General features: G+C 72.4%; 19 protein-coding genes. 13 read left to right on the top strand and 6 right to left on the bottom strand.

Annotation, left to right across the window (positions count from 1 at the left end; all coding sequences use genetic code 11):
• Nucleotides 1-29: 29 nt before the first annotated feature.
• Entirely contained in the window at nt 30-1,214 is a 1,185-nt protein-coding gene (locus AC4IJH_RS40670; RefSeq protein WP_490857056.1) for an alpha/beta hydrolase, read from the bottom strand.
• A 462-nt stretch (nt 1,215-1,676) separates the two neighbouring features.
• Here AC4IJH_RS40670 and AC4IJH_RS40665 point away from each other — a divergent pair, with 462 nt between their 5' ends.
• Nucleotides 1,677-2,228 carry a TetR/AcrR family transcriptional regulator gene (locus tag AC4IJH_RS40665; protein ID WP_490857059.1) on the top strand — a complete coding sequence of 184 codons (552 nt, stop codon included), beginning with the start codon at nt 1,677-1,679 and terminating at the stop codon, nt 2,226-2,228.
• Nucleotides 2,229-2,344: 116 nt separating this feature from the next.
• Here AC4IJH_RS40665 and AC4IJH_RS40660 read toward each other — a convergent pair whose 3' ends face one another.
• Together AC4IJH_RS40660 and AC4IJH_RS40655 are read right to left on the bottom strand one after the other, a co-directional pair.
• Complete coding sequence (locus AC4IJH_RS40660) at nt 2,345-3,328, bottom strand: DeoR/GlpR family DNA-binding transcription regulator (RefSeq protein ID WP_490857055.1); 984 nt, start codon at nt 3,326-3,328, stop codon at nt 2,345-2,347.
• A gap of 170 nt (nt 3,329-3,498) precedes the next feature.
• Nucleotides 3,499-4,944, bottom strand: a complete 1,446-nt coding sequence (locus tag AC4IJH_RS40655) for an NAD(P)H-quinone dehydrogenase (protein WP_490857054.1) — start codon at nt 4,942-4,944, stop codon at nt 3,499-3,501.
• A 95-nt stretch (nt 4,945-5,039) separates the two neighbouring features.
• On the opposite strand from AC4IJH_RS40655, the gene AC4IJH_RS40650 reads away from it, so the two are divergent.
• The 5 genes from AC4IJH_RS40650 (at nt 5,040) to AC4IJH_RS40630 (ending at nt 10,052) form a co-directional block, all read left to right on the top strand.
• Entirely contained in the window at nt 5,040-5,477 is a 438-nt protein-coding gene (locus AC4IJH_RS40650; RefSeq protein ID WP_490857053.1) for a gamma-glutamylcyclotransferase family protein, read from the top strand.
• Between the two features lie 34 nt (nt 5,478-5,511).
• Nucleotides 5,512-5,811: a type II toxin-antitoxin system RelE family toxin gene (locus tag AC4IJH_RS40645; protein WP_490857052.1), complete on the top strand. Its 300-nt coding sequence runs from the start codon at nt 5,512-5,514 to the stop codon at nt 5,809-5,811.
• Nucleotides 5,812-5,916: 105 nt separating this feature from the next.
• Nucleotides 5,917-6,738 (top strand): purine-nucleoside phosphorylase, encoded by an 822-nt coding sequence (locus tag AC4IJH_RS40640; protein WP_490857051.1) that lies wholly within the window; start codon nt 5,917-5,919, stop codon nt 6,736-6,738.
• Nucleotides 6,739-6,999: 261 nt separating this feature from the next.
• On the top strand, nt 7,000-8,679 hold the full coding sequence (locus AC4IJH_RS40635) for a phospho-sugar mutase (RefSeq protein WP_490857050.1): 1,680 nt from the start codon (nt 7,000-7,002) through the stop codon (nt 8,677-8,679).
• Between the two features lie 167 nt (nt 8,680-8,846).
• Nucleotides 8,847-10,052, top strand: coding sequence for a hypothetical protein (locus AC4IJH_RS40630; protein ID WP_490857049.1), 1,206 nt, complete (start codon nt 8,847-8,849; stop codon nt 10,050-10,052).
• A gap of 22 nt (nt 10,053-10,074) precedes the next feature.
• Here AC4IJH_RS40630 and AC4IJH_RS40625 read toward each other — a convergent pair whose 3' ends face one another.
• Nucleotides 10,075-10,704 (bottom strand): PH domain-containing protein, encoded by a 630-nt coding sequence (locus AC4IJH_RS40625; protein WP_490857048.1) that lies wholly within the window; start codon nt 10,702-10,704, stop codon nt 10,075-10,077.
• A 200-nt stretch (nt 10,705-10,904) separates the two neighbouring features.
• Here AC4IJH_RS40625 and deoC point away from each other — a divergent pair, with 200 nt between their 5' ends.
• The 3 genes from deoC to AC4IJH_RS40610 are packed head-to-tail and all read left to right on the top strand — an operon-like array spanning nt 10,905 to nt 14,249.
• Nucleotides 10,905-11,915 (top strand): deoxyribose-phosphate aldolase, encoded by a 1,011-nt coding sequence (deoC, locus tag AC4IJH_RS40620; RefSeq protein WP_490857047.1) that lies wholly within the window; start codon nt 10,905-10,907, stop codon nt 11,913-11,915.
• Nucleotides 11,916-11,917: 2 nt separating this feature from the next.
• Nucleotides 11,918-13,372, top strand: coding sequence for an aldehyde dehydrogenase family protein (locus tag AC4IJH_RS40615; protein ID WP_490857046.1), 1,455 nt, complete (start codon nt 11,918-11,920; stop codon nt 13,370-13,372).
• Complete coding sequence (locus tag AC4IJH_RS40610) at nt 13,365-14,249, top strand: aldehyde dehydrogenase family protein (protein ID WP_490857045.1); 885 nt, start codon at nt 13,365-13,367, stop codon at nt 14,247-14,249. Before AC4IJH_RS40615 ends, AC4IJH_RS40610 begins: the two co-directional genes overlap by 8 nt.
• Before the next feature lie 91 nt (nt 14,250-14,340).
• Here AC4IJH_RS40610 and AC4IJH_RS40605 read toward each other — a convergent pair whose 3' ends face one another.
• The gene (locus AC4IJH_RS40605; protein WP_490857044.1) at nt 14,341-14,730 is read right to left on the bottom strand and encodes a hypothetical protein; all 390 of its coding nucleotides are present in this window, start codon (nt 14,728-14,730) and stop codon (nt 14,341-14,343) included.
• 201 nt (nt 14,731-14,931) lie between these two features.
• On the opposite strand from AC4IJH_RS40605, the gene AC4IJH_RS40600 reads away from it, so the two are divergent.
• Both AC4IJH_RS40600 and AC4IJH_RS40595 read left to right on the top strand, forming a co-directional pair.
• Nucleotides 14,932-15,669, top strand: a complete 738-nt coding sequence (locus AC4IJH_RS40600) for an ATP-binding protein (RefSeq protein WP_490857043.1) — start codon at nt 14,932-14,934, stop codon at nt 15,667-15,669.
• Nucleotides 15,670-15,717: 48 nt separating this feature from the next.
• Nucleotides 15,718-16,194, top strand: coding sequence for an OsmC family protein (locus AC4IJH_RS40595; RefSeq protein ID WP_490857042.1), 477 nt, complete (start codon nt 15,718-15,720; stop codon nt 16,192-16,194).
• Nucleotides 16,195-16,324: 130 nt separating this feature from the next.
• Here the strand turns inward: AC4IJH_RS40595 and AC4IJH_RS40590 are convergent, their stop codons facing one another.
• The gene (locus tag AC4IJH_RS40590) at nt 16,325-17,107 is read right to left on the bottom strand and encodes a SigE family RNA polymerase sigma factor (RefSeq protein ID WP_490857041.1); all 783 of its coding nucleotides are present in this window, start codon (nt 17,105-17,107) and stop codon (nt 16,325-16,327) included.
• Between the two features lie 247 nt (nt 17,108-17,354).
• On the opposite strand from AC4IJH_RS40590, the gene afsQ1 reads away from it, so the two are divergent.
• Complete coding sequence (gene afsQ1 / locus AC4IJH_RS40585) at nt 17,355-18,032, top strand: two-component system response regulator AfsQ1 (RefSeq protein WP_490857058.1); 678 nt, start codon at nt 17,355-17,357, stop codon at nt 18,030-18,032.
• A 35-nt stretch (nt 18,033-18,067) separates the two neighbouring features.
• Entirely contained in the window at nt 18,068-19,585 is a 1,518-nt protein-coding gene (locus AC4IJH_RS40580) for an ATP-binding protein (RefSeq protein WP_490857057.1), read from the top strand.
• The last annotated feature ends 96 nt before the right edge of the window (nt 19,586-19,681 follow it).

Here is a 19,681-nt window from a genome sequence, read left to right as displayed (position 1 = left end):
GAGGCGGGGCGCCCCTCGTGCGTACCGTCTCAGGAGGTGCCCACCACGTCCTGCGGGAAGGTGAGCGACTTGCCCATCCACTGCAGCGCGGCGGGCAGTTCGCGCCGCCAGGTGGCGAAGTTGTGGCTGCCGCGGTCCAGCACGATCGCGTCCGCCTTCATCGGCGGCTTGACCGCCTCCATGAACGCCTTGGCCTTGGGGAAGTTGCCCTCCCCCTCCCGGCTCGTGCCGATCAGCACGTTCACCGGCGGCACGGGCAGGTTCTTCAGCCGCCACATCAGGTCGTGGCTCTGCTTGCGCCGGCCGCGGTCCTTGTCGTCGCCGAACAGGTTGCCGGTCGTGGCGTCGTTGCTGACCTTGAACTCGGGCGACAGGGCCGCGGCCGAGGTGTAGACGCCGGGGTGGCGCATCGCCAGCTGGAGGGAGCAGCTGCCGCCGGAGGAGTAGCCCAGCACGCCCCAGGAGCCCGCGCCGTGCCCGACGCGGTAGTGCGACTTGAGGGCGTCGGGCAGGTCCTTGGCGAAGAAGGTCTCGGCCTGCGGCCCGCCCGGCACGTCCACGCACTGGGTGTCGCGCGGCGGCGCGATGGTGGGCCGCAGCATCACGATGACGGTCGGCGGCATCTTGCCCTGGGCGATCAGCTTGCTCGCGGTCTCCGGGATGCGCAGGTGCTGGCCGAGCAGGAAGATGCCGCCCGGGTAGCCGCTGATCGCGACCATGACGGGGAAGCGCTGGCGCTGGTAGGGCTTTTGGAAGTACTGCGGCGGCAGATAGACGTACGAGGGGTTCACGACCTTGGTGCGCTTGCCGACGATGCGTACGGTCTCCACCTTGCCGTTCTTGTCCGGCGGCCCCTTGGGGACGCCGTGCACCTTGTCCAGCCCTTCGGGCCCCGAGGCCTGTACGAGGCCCTTGGAGGGGTCCCCTGCCGGGCCCGCGGCCCCGTTGTCGCCCCACTTGTCCACCGCGCCCGGCGCGTCGTCGTAGTTGCCCAGCAGCTCCTGCCAGGAGCCGTAGAACTGGAAGTTGGCGTTCACGCCCAGGCCCAGCGCGGCGACGATCGCCAGCTGGGTCGCGGCGATCGAGCCGAGCCGGCCCAATATGGCCAGCGGTCCGCGGCCGGCGAAGCGCGGCCACAGCCAGAGCGTGAGTCCCACGCAGACCACGGCGACCGCGATCATGGCGTACAACAGCGATCGGCTGGTCAGTCCCATGACGTTCCTCGGATTTCCCATCACTCGTTCGGCACAGCGGTCTCTGAAGACCTCATTGCGCCAGGTTTGATGGCGAGTGGGGGAACCTCGTTGCCCGGATGGGGAGTTGTTCGCAGACGCGCCCTCGCCGGGTCGCCTGTACGTCGCCTGCCGGTCACCCAGCGGCTCGGACATACGTACGTACAGCGGCGGGGTGTCCGACTCCCGCGGTCACGGGGAGCGGATCCGCTCCAGGGGCGGGCCCGCGCCGCGGCCAATGGCATCCTTGACGCACCAGGCCGGGACAGGGCCGCCGGGCCCGGGGGCACCCCGGAGGACGCAGCAGGGAGGACGGCGATGGCGACCGAGACGGCGGGGCGCTCGACCGTGGGACGGGCGGCCGCAGATTCCGTACGGGCCGAGAAGGGCGCGGCGCGGCCCGGGCAGGCTTCCGCCCGGATCGCGCAGGCCTCCGGACGCCCCATGCGCGCCGACGCGCGCCGCAACTACGAGCGGCTGCTGGCCGAGGCCCGTACCGCCTTCACCGAGCACGGCACGGACACCTCGCTGGAGGACATCGCGCGCCGCGCGGGCGTGGGCATCGGCACCCTCTACCGGCACTTCCCCAACCGGACGGCGCTGATGGGCGCGGTCTTCCAGGGCGAGGTCAACGCGCTGCTGACCCGGGCCAGGGAGCTGGGCGAGTCACCGGAGCCGTGCCGGGCGCTGGTGGACTGGCTGCGCGCCATCATCGTGCACGCCAGCACCTACCGGGGGCTCTCGCGGGCCCTGATGGCCGCCTCCACGGACGACAGCTCGGGGATGGCGTGCTGCAGCGTGCCGATGCGCGAGGCGGGCGGGCGGCTGCTGCAGCGCGCCCAGGAGGCCGGGGCCGTACGCCCCGGCGTGAGCATCAGCGACCTGATGCAGCTGACCAACGGCATCGCCCTGGCCGTCGAGGAGTCCCCCGACGACCCCGAACTGGCCGACCGCCTGCTGACGTTGACCCTGACAGGCCTGCGGGCCGACCCCTGAGCGCGGCCGCCCGCGCCCCGAAGGGACGCGGGGCTGCGCCGGTGTGCGGCTCCGCCGCGGGCGCGACCAGCCACGACGCACCCGCGGACGACACCCGACGCATCCAGGGCGGACGCTCAGCGGCGCCGCGGCGCCAGATCCGCCACCCGCCCCGGCGTATCGCCCAACGGCGCGGCCGCCCGCAATTGCGGCCCGGAACCGCCGCCCGAGGGCGGGTGGTTGCGCCGCGGCGCGGGCAGCGGCATGTCCCGCCTGGGCCCTCTCCTCTCCGGCGGAGCGCTCTCCACGCCCGTCTGTCCGGGGCCCGGACCCGCACCCGAGGCGCTGGCCACGGAGATCTGCACGCCCTGGTCGGCCAGCGCCTGCAGCTCGGTGGCCGCGCGGTCGTCGTGGCCCGGCGGGTCGTCCGTGACCAGGCGCGTGATCACATCGGTGGGGACCGTCTGGAACATGGTGTCGGTGCCCAGCTTGGTGTGGTCGGCGAGCACGACCACCTCCGCCGCCGCCTGCACCAGCGCCCGGTCGACGCTGGCGGAGAGCATGTTGGAGGTGGACAGGCCGCGCTCGGCGGTCAGCCCGCTGCCCGAGAGGAAGGCGCGGGAGACCCGCAGCCCCTGGAGGGACTGCTCGGCACCGCTGCCCACCAGGGCGTAGTTGGAACCGCGCAGGGTGCCGCCGGTCATCACGACCTCGACGCGGTTGGCATGCGCCAACGCCTGCGCGACGAGAAGGGAGTTGGTGACCACGGTCAGGCCGGGCACGCGGGCGAGCCGGCGCGCCAGCTCCTGCGTGGTCGTCCCCGCGCCGACGACGATGGCTTCGCCCTCTTCGACGAAGCCCGCCGCCAGATCGGCGATGGCCGTCTTCTCAGCGGTCGCTAGATGGGATTTCTGCGGAAAGCCGGACTCCCGGGTGAAGCCACCCGGAAGCACCGCACCGCCGTGCCGACGGTCGAGGAGTCCTTCTGCCTCCAGCGCCCGCACGTCTCTCCGTACGGTCACTTCGGAGGTCTGGACGACGCGGGCGAGCTCACGGAGCGAAACCGCTCCGTTCGCACGCACCATTTCAAGGATCAATTGGCGACGTTCTGCAGCGAACACGAAACTGACAGTAACGCCAACGACCGTCTGTTTTCAGCAGGTTGCACCAATTAACGGAAGTTGTTCGCCACGTCGTTCACCGCGTGGTATATGCCGGAGGCGCCGCCCGCGCGGGCGTGCGCCTCCCGTACATCCGCTCGCCGGGCCCGAAAGGCGGCCCGCCGGCCCGCCTACTCGCTGGAGGTCTTGCGGGTGTGCAGCTGCCGCGCCACCTCGGCGATCGACCCGGACAGCGAGGGGTAGACCGTGAACGCGCTGGCGATCTGCTCGACGGTCAGATTGTTGTCGACCGCGATCGAAATCGGATGAATCAGTTCGCTGGCGCGCGGCGCCACGACCACACCGCCGACCACGATGCCCGTTCCGGGACGGCAGAACAGCTTCACGAAGCCGTCGCGGATGCCCTGCATCTTGGCGCGCGGGTTGCGCAGCAGCGGCAGCTTGACCACCCGTGCGTCGATCGTGCCGTTGTCCACGTCCGCCTGCGAGTAGCCGACGGTGGCGATCTCGGGGTCGGTGAAAACGTTGGCGGAGACCGTCTTGAGGTTGAGCGGCGCGACCGCGTCGCCCAGGAAGTGGTACATCGCGATCCGGCCCTGCATCGCGGCGACGGAGGCGAGCGCGAAGACGCCCGTGCAGTCACCGGCGGCGTACACGCCGGGGGCGGAGGTGCGCGAGACCTTGTCGGTCCAGATGTGCCCGGAGTCCTTCAGCTTGACCCCGGCCTCCTCCAGGCCGATCCCCTCGGTGTTGGGGATGGAGCCGACCGCCATCAGGCAGTGCGTGCCGGAGATCGTACGGCCGTCCGCGAGGGTCACCTCGACGCGGTCGCCGACCCGCTTGGCCGACTGGGCGCGCGAGCGCGCCATGACGTTCATGCCGCGCCGCCTGAAGACGTCCTCCAGGACGGCCGCGGCGTCCGGGTCCTCGCCCGGCAGCACCCGGTCGCGCGAGGAGACGAGGGTGACCCGCGAGCCCAGCGCCTGGTACGCGCCGGCGAACTCGGCGCCGGTGACACCCGAGCCGACCACGATGAGCTCCTCGGGGAGCTCCTCCAGGTCGTAGACCTGCGTCCAGTTCAGGATGCGCTCGCCGTCGGGCAGCGCGTCCGGGATCTCGCGCGGGTGCGCGCCGGTGGCCACCAGCACGGCGTCCGCGGTCAGCGTCTGCTCGCTGCCGTCGGCCGCCCGCACGGTCACCTTGCGCGAGCCGTCCGGCGCCTGCCCCGGCTCCAGCCGCCCGCGGCCGCGCATCACCTTGCCGCCCGCGCGGGTCACCGACGCCGTGATGTCGTGCGACTGCGCCAGCGCGAGCCGCTTCACCCGCCGGTTGACCTTGCCCAGGTCCACACCGACCACCCGCGCCGCCTGCTCCACGTGCGGCGTGTCGTCCGCCACGATGATGCCGAGCTCTTCGTACGAGGAGTCGAAGGTCGTCATCACCTCGGCCGTCGCGATAAGAGTCTTCGACGGCACGCAGTCGGTCAGCACCGACGCTCCGCCCAGACCGTCGCAGTCGACGACGGTCACCTCCGCGCCGAGAGAGGCTGCCACCAGGGCCGCCTCGTATCCGCCGGGTCCGCCACCGATGATCACGATCCGAGTCACGTACTCCATTGTCCCGCACGCCCGTGCGGCATTCCCCTTGGGGGCGTCTGTACGAACCGTGCGTACCAAGAGGCGCCCGGGGAACCTCCCGTACCCTCGGAGCCATGTCGCTCTACGCCGCGTACGCCGGCAACCTCGACGCGCGGCTGATGACCCGCCGCGCACCGCACTCGCCGCTGCGCGGCACGGGCTGGCTGAACGGCTGGCGGCTGACCTTCGGCGGCGAGCAGATGGGCTGGGAGGGCGCCCTGGCCACGATCGTGGAGGCCCCCCGCTCCCAGGTCTTCGTGGCCCTGTACGACATCGCCCCCATGGACGAGGAGTCCATGGACCGCTGGGAGGGCGTGGGCCTGGACATCTACCGCCGGATGCGGGTGCGGGTGCACACCCTGGACGGCGACGAGGCCGCCTGGGTGTACGTCCTGAACGGCTACGAGGGCGGCCTGCCCTCGGCCCGCTACCTGGGCGAGATCGCGGATGCGGCGGAGTCCGCGGGCGCCCCGCACGACTATGTGATGGAACTGCGCAAACGGCCCTGCTGAGGTCACCCGGCCTCATAGAATCCGGGCAGGATCGATGCACGAAGGGGAGATCCCCATGACCGGCTCGCGTACGTACCAGGTCTACTTCACCGAGCAGGCCGCGACGGCCCGCGACCGGCTCGACGACCAGCAGCGCGTCGCGTTCGACAAGGGCATCGCCGTACTGGCCCGTGACCCCTTCCTGCCGGCGTCGCGCGCGATAAGTTCCACGGGCGACGACCGCACCGTGCGGCTCACCCAGAACGTCATGGTCGAGTACTCCATCAGCCTGGGCCGGCTGCTGATTTTCATCGTCGAGATCTTCAACGACAAGGACATCGTCATCACCGACTGACGGGGCCCGCGGCGCCTCGCCCGTAGGAAGCCACAACGCGATCGTCACGACGCCGTCGGCAGCGACATCTACGCGCGTAGGCGATTACCCGCTACCCTCGTCCGCGTGAACGCATCTGCTACTTCGGACATCGCCCGCGACCCGCAGGGTGCCGCCGACGCCGCCGCCGCCCGTCTGCGCGAGCTGACCGGCGCCGAGACCCACGACGTCGCCCTGGTCATGGGCTCGGGCTGGGCTCCGGCCGCGGACTCCCTCGGCGCGCCCGAGCACGAGTTCCCGGTCACCGAGCTGCCCGGCTTCCCGCCCCCCGCCGTCGCCGGCCACGGCGGCAAGATCCGCTCGTACACCGTCGGTGAGAAGCGCGCCCTGGTCTTCCTGGGCCGTACGCACTTCTACGAGGGCCGCGGTGTGGCCGCCGTCGCGCACGGCGTGCGTACCGCCGTCGCCGCCGGCTGCAAGACCGTCGTGCTCACCAACGGCTGCGGCGGTCTGCGCGAGGGCATGCGCCCCGGTCAGCCGGTCCTGATCAGCGACCACCTCAACCTGACCGCGACCTCCCCCATCGCCGGCGCCAACTTCGTCGACCTCACCGACCTGTACTCGCCGCGGCTGCGCGCGCTGTGCAAGGAGGTCGACGCGACGCTGGAGGAGGGCGTGTACGCCCAGCTCCCCGGGCCGCACTACGAGACCCCCGCCGAGATCAAGATGCTGCGCACCATGGGCGCGGACCTGGTCGGCATGTCGACGGTCCTGGAGGCCATCGCGGCCCGCGAGGCCGGCGCCGAGGTGCTGGGCCTCTCGCTGGTGACCAACCTCGCCGCGGGCATGACCGGCGAGCCGCTCAACCACGAAGAGGTGCTGCAGGCCGGCCGCGACTCCGCGACCCGGATGGGCAGCCTGCTGGGCCAGGTGCTCGGCAAGCTCTGACGGGCGACGGACCCGGCCGGTGCGTGGGTCCCGCAGGTCGGGTGCGTACGGGAGGTACGCGCCACCGCCTGTGGGGCAGACACACCGGCCGTGCCCGTGGGCGGCCCTGCGGGCGGGCGCGGCTCAAGGCCGCGCCCCGCGTACGCCGGGCCGTGGCCCGATCCCGACCGCGCCGGGTATCGCCGGGCCGCGGCCGGGGAAGTGACCCCGCGCAGCAGCGCATTGTGACCACGCGAGAGCACGCGAGAGGTGGAACCCACCGTGCAGCAGGAACTGATCGCACAGGCACGGGCCTGGCTGTCGGAGGACCCGGACCCGGAGACCCGGGACGAGCTGGCCAAGCTCATCGAGGCCGAGGACGTCGAGGAGCTCGGCGGCCGCTTCGCCGGGACCCTCCAGTTCGGCACCGCGGGGCTGCGCGGTGAGCTGGGCGCAGGACCGATGCGGATGAACCGTTCCGTCGTCATCCGGGCGGCAGCCGGGCTCGCCGCCTACCTGAAGGACCAGGGCCAGGGAGACGGCCTGGTCGTCATCGGCTACGACGCGCGCTACAAGAGCGCCGACTTCGCCCGCGACACCGCGGCCGTGATGGTCGGCGCGGGGCTGCGCGCCGCCGTGCTGCCGCGCCCGCTGCCGACCCCCGTGCTGGCCTTCGCCATCAGGCACCTGGGCGCCGTGGCCGGTGTCGAGGTCACCGCCAGCCACAACCCGCCGCGCGACAACGGCTACAAGGTCTACCTGGGCGACGGCTCGCAGATCGTGCCGCCCGCGGACGGCGAGATCGCCGAGCGGATCGCCGCGGTGGCCTCCCTGAACGACGTGCCGCGCCCCGAGAGCGGCTGGGAGACCCTGGGCGAGGAGGTCCTGGAGGCCTACCTGGCGCGTACGGACGCCGTGCTCACCCCGGGCTCGCCGCGCGACACCCAGGTCGTCTACACGCCGATGCACGGCGTGGGGCGCGATGTGCTGGTCGCCGCCTTCGCGCGGGCCGGTTTCCCGGCCCCGACGGTGGTCGCCGAACAGGCCGAGCCGGACCCGGACTTCCCCACCGTCGCCTTCCCCAACCCGGAGGAGCCGGGGGCGATGGACCTGTCCTTCGCCACCGCCCGCTCGGTCGGCCCGGACATCGTCATCGCCAACGACCCGGACGCGGACCGCTGCGCCGTGGCCGTCCCGGCCCCCGGTACCAAGGACGGCTGGCGCATGCTGCGCGGCGACGAGGTGGGCGCGCTGCTGGCCGCGCACCTGGTCAGCAAGGAACGCGCCCGTCAGGGAGAAGGCGGCACCTTCGCGACCACGATCGTGTCGTCCTCGCTGATGTCGCGGATCGCGGCCGCCGCCTCGCTGCCGTACGAGGAGACCCTGACCGGCTTCAAGTGGCTGGCCCGGGTGGACGGCCTGCGCTACGCCTACGAGGAGGCGCTGGGCTACTGCGTGGACCCCGAGGGCGTCCGCGACAAGGACGGCATCACCGCCGCCCTGCTGATCACCGAGCTGGCCGCCGAGCTCAAGCAGTCCGGCCGCACGCTCACCGACCTCCTGGACGACCTCGCCCTGGAGTTCGGTCTGCACGCCACCGACCAGCTCTCCGTGCGCGTCCAGGACCTGGGCCTGATCGCCGCCGCCATGAAGCGGCTGCGCGAGCAGCCGCCGACGGCGCTGGCGGGCCTGGCGGTGTCCTCCTCCGACGACCTGGCGCAGGGGACGCAGGCGCTGCCGCCGACCGACGGCCTGCGCTACTACCTGGCGGGCTCGCAGGAGACCGGCGTGGAGTCGGGCCGGGTGGTGGTCCGCCCCAGCGGTACCGAGCCCAAGCTCAAGTGCTACCTGGAGGTCGTCGTCCCGGTCGGCTCCGCGGCCGAGCTGGGCGCGGCCCGTACGAAGGCGGCCGAGGCACTGGCCGCGGTCAAGGCCGATCTGTCGGCGGCGGCCGGCATCTGAGCCGAGTACGGCACAGCGGGCCCTGGGACTTACCGTCTTGGGGCCCGTTCCCGTACGGGTGACAGGCCTACTGCACCTGTCGCAGCTCCCGGCGGCCCTGCGCGCGCCCGCGAGCAAACCTGGAGCCGGAACGCACAACGCGCCCCTTGGCTCCAGGAGTTGCCGCAGTGCCCACCACCGCGCTCCCCACGGCCGCCGCCGCACCGGCACCGCCCCTTTCGCCGCCGGGCCCGCGGCAGCTGCTCGCCGCCGCGCTGCGCCGCGCGGCCCCCGCCCTGCTCGGCTACACCGCGATCCGGCTGCTGGGCGCGCTGGTCCTGATGAAGTGGGCCCACCTCAAGCACCACGGGCTGTGGCCGGTCCTCGCCACCCAGTGGGACTCCGGCTGGTACCTGGGCATCGCCGACCACGGCTACGAGAGCGCCCTGAGCCCCCGCGGCTACCACGAGAACAACCTGGCCTTCTTCCCGCTCTACCCGGTGATCGTCAAGGCGGTGGCGGGCGTCACGCCGGGCTCGCGCGCCACCATCGGCCTGCTGGTCGCCGTCGGCTGCTCCTTCCTCGCCGCCTGGGGGATCTTCGCGGTCGGCGAGAGGCTGTACGGGCGCCGCGTGGGCACCGTGCTCACCCTGCTGTGGGGCAGTGCCCCGGTCGCCCTGGTGCAGTGGATGGGCTACACCGAGTCCCTGTTCACGGCCCTGGTCGCGTGGTCCCTGTACGCCGTGCTGAGCGGCCGCTGGCTGTGGGCGGGCGCCCTGTCCCTGCTCGCCGGGCTCACCCGCCCCACCGGCCTGGCCATCGCCGCCGCGGTGTCCGTCACCGCCCTGGTCACCCTCTGGCGCCTGCGCGGTACGGCCCCGCCGCGCGCCCGCACGTGGCGCATCGCGGCGGGCTGCGCGCTCGCCCCGCTGGGATGGCTCGGGTACGTGGGCTGGGTGGGCCTGCGGCTGGGGCGCGCCGACGGCTACTTCGCGGTCCAGAAGAAGTGGCGCAACCAGTGGGACGGGGGCGTGGAGACGCTGCGCTCGCTGCGCGCCACCCTCACCTACCAGTCCCGCCCGCAGCTCTTCCTCGTGGTCGTCTCGCTGGTGCTGATCGCGTCGGTGGTCCTCTACCTGCTGTGCCTGGCCGACCGCCAGCCGCTGCCGCTGCTGGTCTTCAGCGGCGTCCTGCTGGCCATCGTGCTGGGCAGCGGCGGCGTCTACTTCCCGCGCGCCCGCTTCCTGCTCCCCGGCTTCCCGCTGCTGCTCCCCCTGGCCCTGGCGATCGCCCGCGCGCGGCGGCGTATCGCAGTGCTGGTGCTGGGCGGCGCGGCCGTGGGCTCGGCGTACTTCGGGGCGTACATGGCGCTGGTCTACACGGGAGCGCCGTAGGGCCCGGCCGGGACCCGGGCCCTCACAGGGCGAGCAGCACCGCCAGCGCCACCGCGCCCACCACGCACGGCGCGATGATCTCGTAGGCCCACCGCACCACCACGGGGCCCTGTGCGCCCTCGCGCCCGGCGCAGCGCTCCTGGAGCTCGCGCAGTTCGTCCAGGGTCCGGTCGGCGGTGGCGCGCGGCGCGGGGCCCGCGTCCGAGTGCACCCCGAACTGGTTCTTGGCGGCCCGGTCGGCGGACCTGGCGGCCTGCCGGTTGGCCTTCTTGCGCTGCCGCAGCGAGACCGGGACGGCCCACAGCTGGTACTTGCCGCCGCCCGCGAAGACCTCGCTGGAGAAGGACGCGCGCAGGTCCTCCACCGCCGCCCAGGGCAGCGTGATCGTACGGAAGGGGTTGCGCACCGTCAGACGGTCCTCGCCGGCCCGCACCACGGGCCGCACGGTGTAGGCGACCGCCAGCGGTACGAAGCACAGCAGCCCGGCCAGCGCCAGCAGCTTCGTACGGCCCTCGCCCCGGATCAGCGCGTCGCCGCCGAGCCAGGCGCCGAGCAGGAGCAGCAGCACTCCGCCGACGATGGCGGCGGGCGAGCGGTAACTGCGCTCGGCGTGCTGCTGCTGCGGCGGGGAGGAGGAGTCCGGGCTCGTCATGGAGCCGATTGTGCCTGACCGTCCGGATGCCGGACATTGCGTTACGGCATCATTCGCGCGCGAGCGCGGCCGTCCGAGCCGCCGTGCCGAAGGTAGGGGTACGGGCCGTACTGCCCGCCTCCCGGCCCGCTCCGTGAAGCCCGCAGGTCTTTTCTCCCAAGGGGATGACAGGATGCTACGCGCGTAGATATGCTCCCCTCGTGACCATGCCCAAAGCCTTCACGGCAGTACCCGCACCCGGCAACGACGCCGCGGAACGCCTGGCGTCGATGGCGGACGTGACCGCCGACGACGGTGCGCTGCGCCGCTTCCTGCACGGACTCCCCGGCGTCGACGCGGTGGGGCTCCAGGCCCGCGCCGCCGCCCTCGGCACCCGCTCGATCAAGACCACGGCCAAGGCGCACGCCATCGACCTGGCCATCTCGATGATCGACCTGACGACGCTCGAAGGCGCGGACACCCCGGGCAAGGTCCGGGCGCTGTGCGCCAAGGGCGTCCACCCGGACCCCCTCGACCGCACCTCCCCGCAGGTCGCGGCCATCTGCGTCTACCCCGACATGGTGGCGACCGCCAAGGATGCGCTGGGCGACTCCGGCATCCGCGTCGCCTCCGTGGCCACCGCCTTCCCGGCGGGCCGGGCCGCGCTGCCGGTCAAGCTCGCCGACACCCGTGACGCGGTCGCGGCCGGCGCCGACGAGATCGACATGGTGATCGACCGCGGCGCCTTCCTCTCCGGCCGCTACCTCCAGGTCTTCGAAGAGATCAAGCAGGTCAAGGAGGCCTGCCGGCGCGCGGACGGCAGCGCGGCCCGCCTCAAGGTCATCTTCGAGACCGGCGAGCTGAAGACGTACGACAACGTGCGCCGGGTCTCCTGGCTGGCGATGCTCGCGGGCGCCGACTTCATCAAGACCTCCACCGGCAAGGTGGCCGTGAACGCCACCCCGCCCGTCACGCTGCTGATGCTGGAGGCCGTGCGCGACTTCCGCGCCGCCACCGGGGTACAGGTCGGGGTGAAGCCGGCCGGCGGTATCCGTACGACCAAGGACGCCGTCAAGTACCTGGTGATGGTCAACGAGACGCTGGGCGAGGACTGGCTGAGCGCCGACTGGTTCCGCTTCGGCGCCTCCAGCCTCCTCAACGACCTGCTGATGCAGCGCCAGAAGCTCAGCACCGGCCGCTACTCCGGCCCCGACTACGTCACGGTGGACTGACCATGACCAACACCGTCAACACCGCCAGCATCTTCGAGTACGCACCGGCGCCCGAGTCCCGCTCGGTCGTCGACATCGCGCCGTCCTACGGCCTGTTCATCGACGGCGAGTTCACCGAGGCCTCCGACGGCAAGGTCTTCAAGACCGTCTCCCCTTCCTCCGAGGAAGTCCTCTCCGAGGTCGCGCGGGCGAGCGCCGAGGACGTGGACCGCGCGGTCAAGGCCGCCCGCAAGGCCTTCGAGAAGTGGTCGGCGCTGCCCGGTTCCGAGCGTGCCAAGTACCTCTTCCGGATCGCCCGGATCATCCAGGAGCGCAGCCGCGAGCTGGCCGTCCTGGAGACCCTGGACAACGGCAAGCCGATCAAGGAGACCCGCGACGCGGACCTCCCCCTGGTCGCCGCGCACTTCTTCTACTACGCGGGCTGGGCCGACAAGCTCGACCACGCGGGCTTCGGCCCCAACCCGGCGCCACTCGGCGTCGCCGGCCAGGTCATCCCGTGGAACTTCCCGCTGTTGATGCTCGCGTGGAAGATCGCCCCGGCGCTGGCCACCGGCAACACCGTGGTCCTCAAGCCCGCCGAGACGACCCCGCTGTCCGCGCTCTTCTTCGCCGACATCTGCCGCCAGGCGGGCCTGCCCAAGGGCGTCGTCAACATCCTTCCCGGGTACGGGGACGCGGGCGCGGCCCTGACCGCCCACCCGGACGTCGACAAGGTCGCCTTCACCGGCTCCACGGCCGTCGGCAAGGAGATCGCGCGCACGGTCGCGGGCACGGACAAGAAGCTCACCCTGGAGCTGGGCGGCAAGGGCGCCAACATCGTCTTCGACGACGCCCCCATCGACCAGGCCGTCGAGGGCATCGTCACGGGCATCTTCTTCAACCAGGGCCAGGTCTGCTGCGCGGGCTCGCGCCTGCTGGTCCAGGAGTCGGTCCAGGACGAGCTGCTGGACGCTCTCAAGCGGCGCCTGTCCACGCTGCGCCTGGGCGACCCGCTGGACAAGAACACCGACATCGGCGCCATCAACTCCGCCGAGCAGCTGGCCCGTATCACCGCGCTCGCCGAGACGGGCGAGGCCGAGGGCGCCGAGCGCTGGTCCCCCGCCTGCGAACTGCCCACCTCCGGCTACTGGTTCGCCCCGACGCTCTTCACCAACGTCACCCAGGCGCACACCATCGCCCGCGACGAGATCTTCGGCCCGGTCCTGTCGGTGCTGTCCTTCCGTACGCCCGACGAGGCGGTCGCCAAGGCCAACAACACGCAGTACGGCCTCTCGGCGGGCATCTGGTCGGAGAAGGGCTCGCGCATCCTGGCCGTCGCCGGCAAGCTGCGCGCGGGCGTCATCTGGTCCAACACGTTCAACAAGTTCGACCCCACCTCGCCGTTCGGCGGCTACAAGGAGTCGGGCTTCGGCCGCGAGGGCGGTCGCCACGGCCTGGAGGCGTACCTCAATGTCTGACCGTCTCAGCGTCCTGAAGACCTACAAGCTGTACGTCGGGGGCAAGTTCCCCCGCTCCGAGAGCGGCCGGGTGTACGAAGTGCAGGACAGCAAGGGCAAGTGGCTGGCCAACGCTCCCCTCTCCTCCCGCAAGGACGCCCGGGACGCGGTCGTCGCCGCGCGCAAGGCGTTCGGCGGCTGGTCGGGCGCGACCGCGTACAACCGCGGCCAGGTCCTCTACCGCGTCGCGGAGATGCTGGAGGGCCGCAAGGACCAGTTCGTAGGGGAAGTGGCGGACGCGGAGGGCATCTCCAAGTCCAAGGCCGCCGCCCAGGTCGACGCGGCGATCGACCGCTGGGTCTGGTACGCGGGCTGGACCGACAAGATCGGCCAGGTCGTGGGCGGGGCCAACCCGGTCGCGGGCCCGTTCTTCAACCTCTCGACGCCGGAGCCGACGGGCGTGGTGGCCGTCCTGGCCCCGCAGGACTCGTCCTTCCTGGGCCTGGTCTCCGTCCTCGCCCCGGTCATCGCGACGGGCAACACGGCCGTCGTGATCGCCTCCGAGAAGGCCCCGCTGCCCGCGCTCTCGCTCGGCGAGGTGCTGGCCACCTCCGACGTCCCGGGCGGCGTGGTCAACCTCCTCTCCGGAAAGACCGCCGAGATCGCGGCCCCGCTCGCCGCGCACCAGGACGTCAACGCCATCGACCTGACGGGCGCGGACGCCGACCTGGCCCGCGACCTGGAGATCGCGGCGGCCGACAACCTCAAGCGCGTCCTGCGTCCACAGCCTGTGGACTTCTTTGCCGACCCGGGCACCTCCCGCCTCACCGCCTTCCTGGAGACGAAGACGGTCTGGCACACCACCGAGCCCGTGGGCGGCTCCGGCGGCGGCTACTGACCCGGCCCCGGACCCCCGAAAGCCCCGTCTCCCGGTACGCATCCGGGAGGCGGGGCTTTTTTGTCCGCACGGCCGCGCGGCCGCACGACCCTCAGTCCGGCAGCAGGCTCAGCGCCGGGCCCGTCACGGGGAGTTCGCCCAGGGAGTCGCCACGGGAGAGGGGGCCCGTGGCGGTGGCGCTGCTGAGCGGCTTGAAGTCGGCGATCTGGGTGCCCACGGAGTTGGACAGGGGGTCGACGCCGGTGCCGGCGAGGGGGTCCAGGCGGAGGTTCTTGGCGGGGTTGACGGTGCCGGCCGCCGACTGGCGCAGGGCCTCGGTGACCGCGTGGCCCGCGCCGGCCGGTCCGCCGGTGTCCAGGTCGCCGATGGGCGTGCTCAGCGCGAGGTCGGAGGAGGTCCCGGCGACGGCCGCGTGGGCGCTCGCCGCGCCACCGGCCGCGAGCGCGGCGCCGGCCGCCGAGACCGCCAGCCCTGCGCGCATCAGACCGCCTGCGACGCGGCTCTTCCTGGGACGTGCGTGAGAGGCCATCCGTCACCTGCCTGTGGTTCGTGGGTTCGGTGCGTGAGCAGCGGGCGATGGTGCGTAATCGGCCGCGTGCGTAGCGTAGTTGAGGCGCCGCGGCCCGATCCACCGCGCACGCCGGGGTCCCCCGCACGGCGCCATGCCCGACAATGGTTCCCCGTGAGCTCCCAGTCCCCCGCCGGTGTCCCCACCGACACCCTCGCCGCGCCCCTCGCCGCGGGCGGCTCCCCTGCCGCCCCCGCCGGCCCCACCGCCCGTGTCGTCCTGCTGACCGGCCCCTCCGGCTCCGGCAAGTCCTCGCTCGCCGCCCGTACGGGCCTGCCCGTGCTCAACCTGGACGACTTCTACAAGGAGGGCACCGACCCGACGCTGCCGCAGCTCCCGGACGGCGGCGGCGCCGACTGGGACTCCCCGCTGTCGTGGGACGCCACGGCCGCCCTCGCCGCGATCGACGCGCTGTGCCGTACGGGCCGCACCACCGTCCCCGTCTACTCCATCGCCACCAGCTCGGTCACCGGCCAGCGCCCGCTCGACCTCGGCAAAGCGCCGCTGTTCGTCGCCGAGGGCATCTTCGCCGCCGATCTCACCGCGCTGTGCCGCGAGGCGGGGCTGCTCGCCGACGCGCTGTGCCTGTCCGGGCGCCCGGTGACCACCTTCCGGCGGCGCCTGGCGCGCGATCTGCGCGAGGGCCGCAAGCCCGTGCTGTACCTGCTGCGCCGCGGTCTGCGGCTGCTGCGCGCCGAGCGCGGCGTCGTGGCCCGCCAGACCGCGCTCGGCGCCCATCCGTGTGCCAGGCCCGAGGCGCTGGCCCGTATCGACGCCCGGATATCCTCCGCGGGAGCCACGGGGGCGGACCTTCCGGGATGTCCGGGGGAAGCCGCTCCCCTGCGCACCTGACGGCGGGCGGGCACACCGGCCCGCTCCCGGCCCGCGAGGAGGGGACGCATGCCCAGGCAGCACCGCTACGAGACCCGGATCACCTGGACCGGCAACACCGGCTCGGGAACCGCCGACTACCGCTCCTACGGCCGCGATCACGAGGTGAGCGCCGACGGCCCGCCCCCGCTCCTGGGCACCGCGGACGCCGCCTTCCGCGGCACGACGGACCGCTGGAACCCCGAGCAGCTGCTGCTCGCCTCGCTCGCGCAGTGCCACATGCTCTCGTATCTGGCGCTGTGCTCCCTGGCGGGCCTGGCGGTCACCGCCTATACGGACGCGGCGCAGGGCACGATGGCCGAGGACGGCAAGGGCGGCGGGCGCTTCACCGAGGTGGTGCTGCGCCCGCAGGTGGAGGTGGCCTCCGAGGATCTGGTGCACCGGGCCCGTGTCCTGCACGAAGAGGCGCACGCCAAGTGCTTCATCGCGAACTCGGTGAACTTCCCGGTGCGCCACGAGCCGGTGATCACCGTACGGGCACAGTGAGGGCGCACCCGTAGCCGTACGGTCCGCACACACAAAGGAGCGGAGTCGGGCAGACCCCCCGGCCGCCCGGCCCCGCTCCCTTCCCCCGTGTCCCCCGTAAGTCCCCCCGTTTTCTTGCTGACCCCCACCCTCAGGCCACGAGCTCGCCGAAGGACTCCTGCTCGTCGCGGCCGAAGGCGAGCACCTCGTCGTCGCGCAGCCGGCGCAGCGAGCGCCAGATGCTCGACTTCACCGTGCCGACGCTGATGTTGAGAATGTCCGCGATCTCCGGGTCCGTACGGCCCTCGTAGTAGCGCAGTACGAGCATGGTGCGCTGCGTCTCGGGCAGCCGCGCCAGCGCCTGCCAGAGCACGGCGCGCAGCTCGGTGCCGCGCATCGCGTCCGCCTCGCCCACCGTCTCGGGCAGTTCCTCGGTCGGGTATTCGTTGAGCTTGCGCCGACGCCACGCACTGATGTGCAGGTTGGTCATCGTGCGGCGCAGATAGCCGCCCACGGCCGCCTTGTCGGTGATCCGGTCCCAGGCCCGGTAGGTCGAGAACAGCGCGCTCTGCAGCAGGTCCTCGGCCTCGTGGCGGTCACCGGTCAGGTGAAAGGCAGTCGCGTACAGGGAGGCGCGGCGCTCCTGGACGTAGGCGGTGAACGCCGCTTCGGCGCTCTCCGGCTCCGACGTGCAGCTCCGCTCCCCGGTGGCCTCCCCGTACGGCGACCCCCCGTTCTTTCCCCCGTGCCCCCCGTCGTTCCCCCTGGAGGTCTCCCCCAGGGCGTCGATCGCCACCATGTACGGCGGCCGATGACGTCCGGTGCCGCGAGCGCACCCCCGCCCGCTCACGACACCGGACTTCTCAGAGGCCCGCACCACGTCATGGAGACGCGTGATAACTGCGCTGTTGGTGGTGCCGTGCAGTGTGTTCATCTCGCGCCCCCCGTCGGTTGAGCCTGGTCGGTTCGTTGATGAGCAAAATCCTGCCCGAGCAGTTTCATCGCGTTGTCCGTCGACTGTCACAGGCCTGTCACAGGGCCGGGTGGCGAGTGACAGGCCGGTGCCGCAAGGGCCGGGCGGGGCCGGCCGGGACCGGGCCCGGGGCCCCGGGAGGCGTACGGGTGTGTGGCCCAGCTCCGTCGGTCGTACTCCTGGCGCGGCATGGGCCAGAATGGCCGATGTGCCTTTCCTGTTGCTGATCGAGGACGACGACGCCATCCGCACGGCCCTCGAACTCTCCCTGTCACGCCAGGGTCACCGTGTGGTGACCGCGGCGACGGGCGAGGACGGCCTCAAGCTCCTGCGGGAGCAGCGGCCCGACCTGATCGTGCTGGATGTGATGCTGCCGGGCATCGACGGTTTCGAGGTGTGCCGGCGCATTCGTCGTACGGACCAACTGCCCATCATCCTGCTCACCGCCCGAAACGACGACATCGACGTGGTGGTCGGGCTGGAGTCGGGGGCGGACGACTATGTCGTCAAGCCGGTCCAGGGCCGGGTGCTGGACGCCCGCATCCGGGCCGTGCTGCGCCGCGGGGAGCGCGAGTCCAACGACTCGGCGACCTTTGGTTCGCTGGTCATCGACAGGTCGGCCATGACCGTCACCAAGAACGGCGAGGACCTCCAACTGACCCCCACCGAGCTGCGGTTGCTGCTGGAGCTCAGCCGCCGCCCCGGCCAGGCGCTGTCCCGCCAGCAGCTGCTGCGGCTGGTGTGGGAGCACGACTACCTCGGTGACTCGCGCCTGGTGGACGCCTGTGTCCAGCGGCTGCGCGCGAAGGTCGAGGACGTGCCGTCCTCCCCGACCCTGATCCGTACGGTCCGTGGTGTCGGCTACCGGCTGGACACGCCGCAGTGACCCGACGCACCGGCCGGCTGAGCGGCTGGGCCTCCATGCTGCCGCGCATGGGCAGCCTGCGCCTGCGGCTCGTCATCGTCTTCGCGCTGGTAGCGCTGACCGCGGCGGTCTCCGCCTCGGGCATCGCGTACTGGCTCAACCGCAACGCCGTGCTGGACCGCACCCAGAACGCCGCCCTGAAGGACTTCACCAAGTCCCTTGAGGACCACACGCGTTCGATGCCGCTGCGGCCGCGCTGCAGCGAACTCAAGACCGCCGCGCAGCAGATGGCCAAGGGCCCGCAGAACTACACCGTGCTGCTGATCGGGGTGGACAACGAGGGCAAGGACTGCGCGGTGACCACCGACAACGACGTGCTCACGCTCAGCACCGTGCCCGCGTCGCTGCGCAAGGCGGTCAACGAGCGGCGCAAGGTGGACGAGGCCAACCCGTACCCGTACCACCTGTACTGGCAGCGCAAGGAGATCGGCGGCACCCCCTATCTCGTCGCGGGCGCCAAGGTGATCGGCGGCGGCCCGACCGGCTACATGGCCAAGTCGCTGGCCACCGAGCGCGCCGACCTCAACTCCCTGGCCTGGTCGCTGGGGATCGCCACCGCGCTGGCGCTGGTGGGCTCCGCGCTGCTGGCCCAGGCCGCCGCGACGACGGTGCTGCGGCCCGTGCAGCGCCTGGGCCACGCGGCCCGCGCGCTGGGCGAGGGCAAGCTGGACACCCGGCTGCGGGTGACCGGGACCGACGAACTGGCGGAACTGTCACGGACGTTCAACAGTACGGCCGAGCGCCTGGAGCAGCGGGTGGCGGAGCTGAGCGGGCGCGAGGCGTCCTCGCGGCGCTTCGTCGCCGACATGTCGCACGAGCTGCGCACGCCCCTGACGGCGATCACCGCGGTGACCGACGTGCTGGAGGAGGAGCAGGACTCCCTGGACCCGATGATCGCGCCCGCGGTGCAGCTGGTGGTCAGCGAGACCCGGCGGCTGAACGACCTGGTGGAGAACCTCATGGAGGTCACCCGCTTCGACGCGGGAACCGCCCGCCTGGTCCTGGACGACGTGGACGTCGCCGACCAGGTCACCGCCTGCATCGACGCCCGCGCCTGGCTGGACGCGGTCGAACTGGACGCCGAGCGCGGCATCGTGGCCCGCCTGGACCCGCGCCGCCTGGACGTGATCCTGGCCAACCTGATCGGCAACGCGCTCAAGCACGGCGGCTCTCCGGTACGGGTGTCCGTACGCACCGAGGCCGCGCCGGCGGGCGAGGACCTGCTGATCCGGGTGCGCGACCACGGCCCCGGCATCCCCGAGGAGGTCCTGCCGCACGTCTTCGACCGCTTCTACAAGGCCAGCGCGTCCCGGCCGCGCTCGGAGGGCAGCGGTCTGGGCCTGTCGATCGCGCTGGAGAACGCGCACATCCACGGCGGGGAGATCACCGCCGCCAACTCCGAGGAGGGCGGGGCGGTCTTCACCCTGCGGCTGCCGATGGACGCCTCCCGGCTGACGGACGGCGAGGGAACGGCAAACGCCGACGCCGCCGACGACGCGAAGGGCGACCGATGAAGCTGCCGCTGCCGTCCCGGGCGCTCCGTCGCGCCGCCGGGCCCCGCCCGGCGGGCCCGCACCGCCGCCGGGCCGCCGCGCTGGCCGCGCTGGCGC

Source organism: Streptomyces sp. UF-297 (assembly GCF_058245575.1).
The sequence above is the reverse complement of the archived record's forward strand: the minus strand, read 5'-3'. Positions and strand labels throughout refer to the sequence as shown.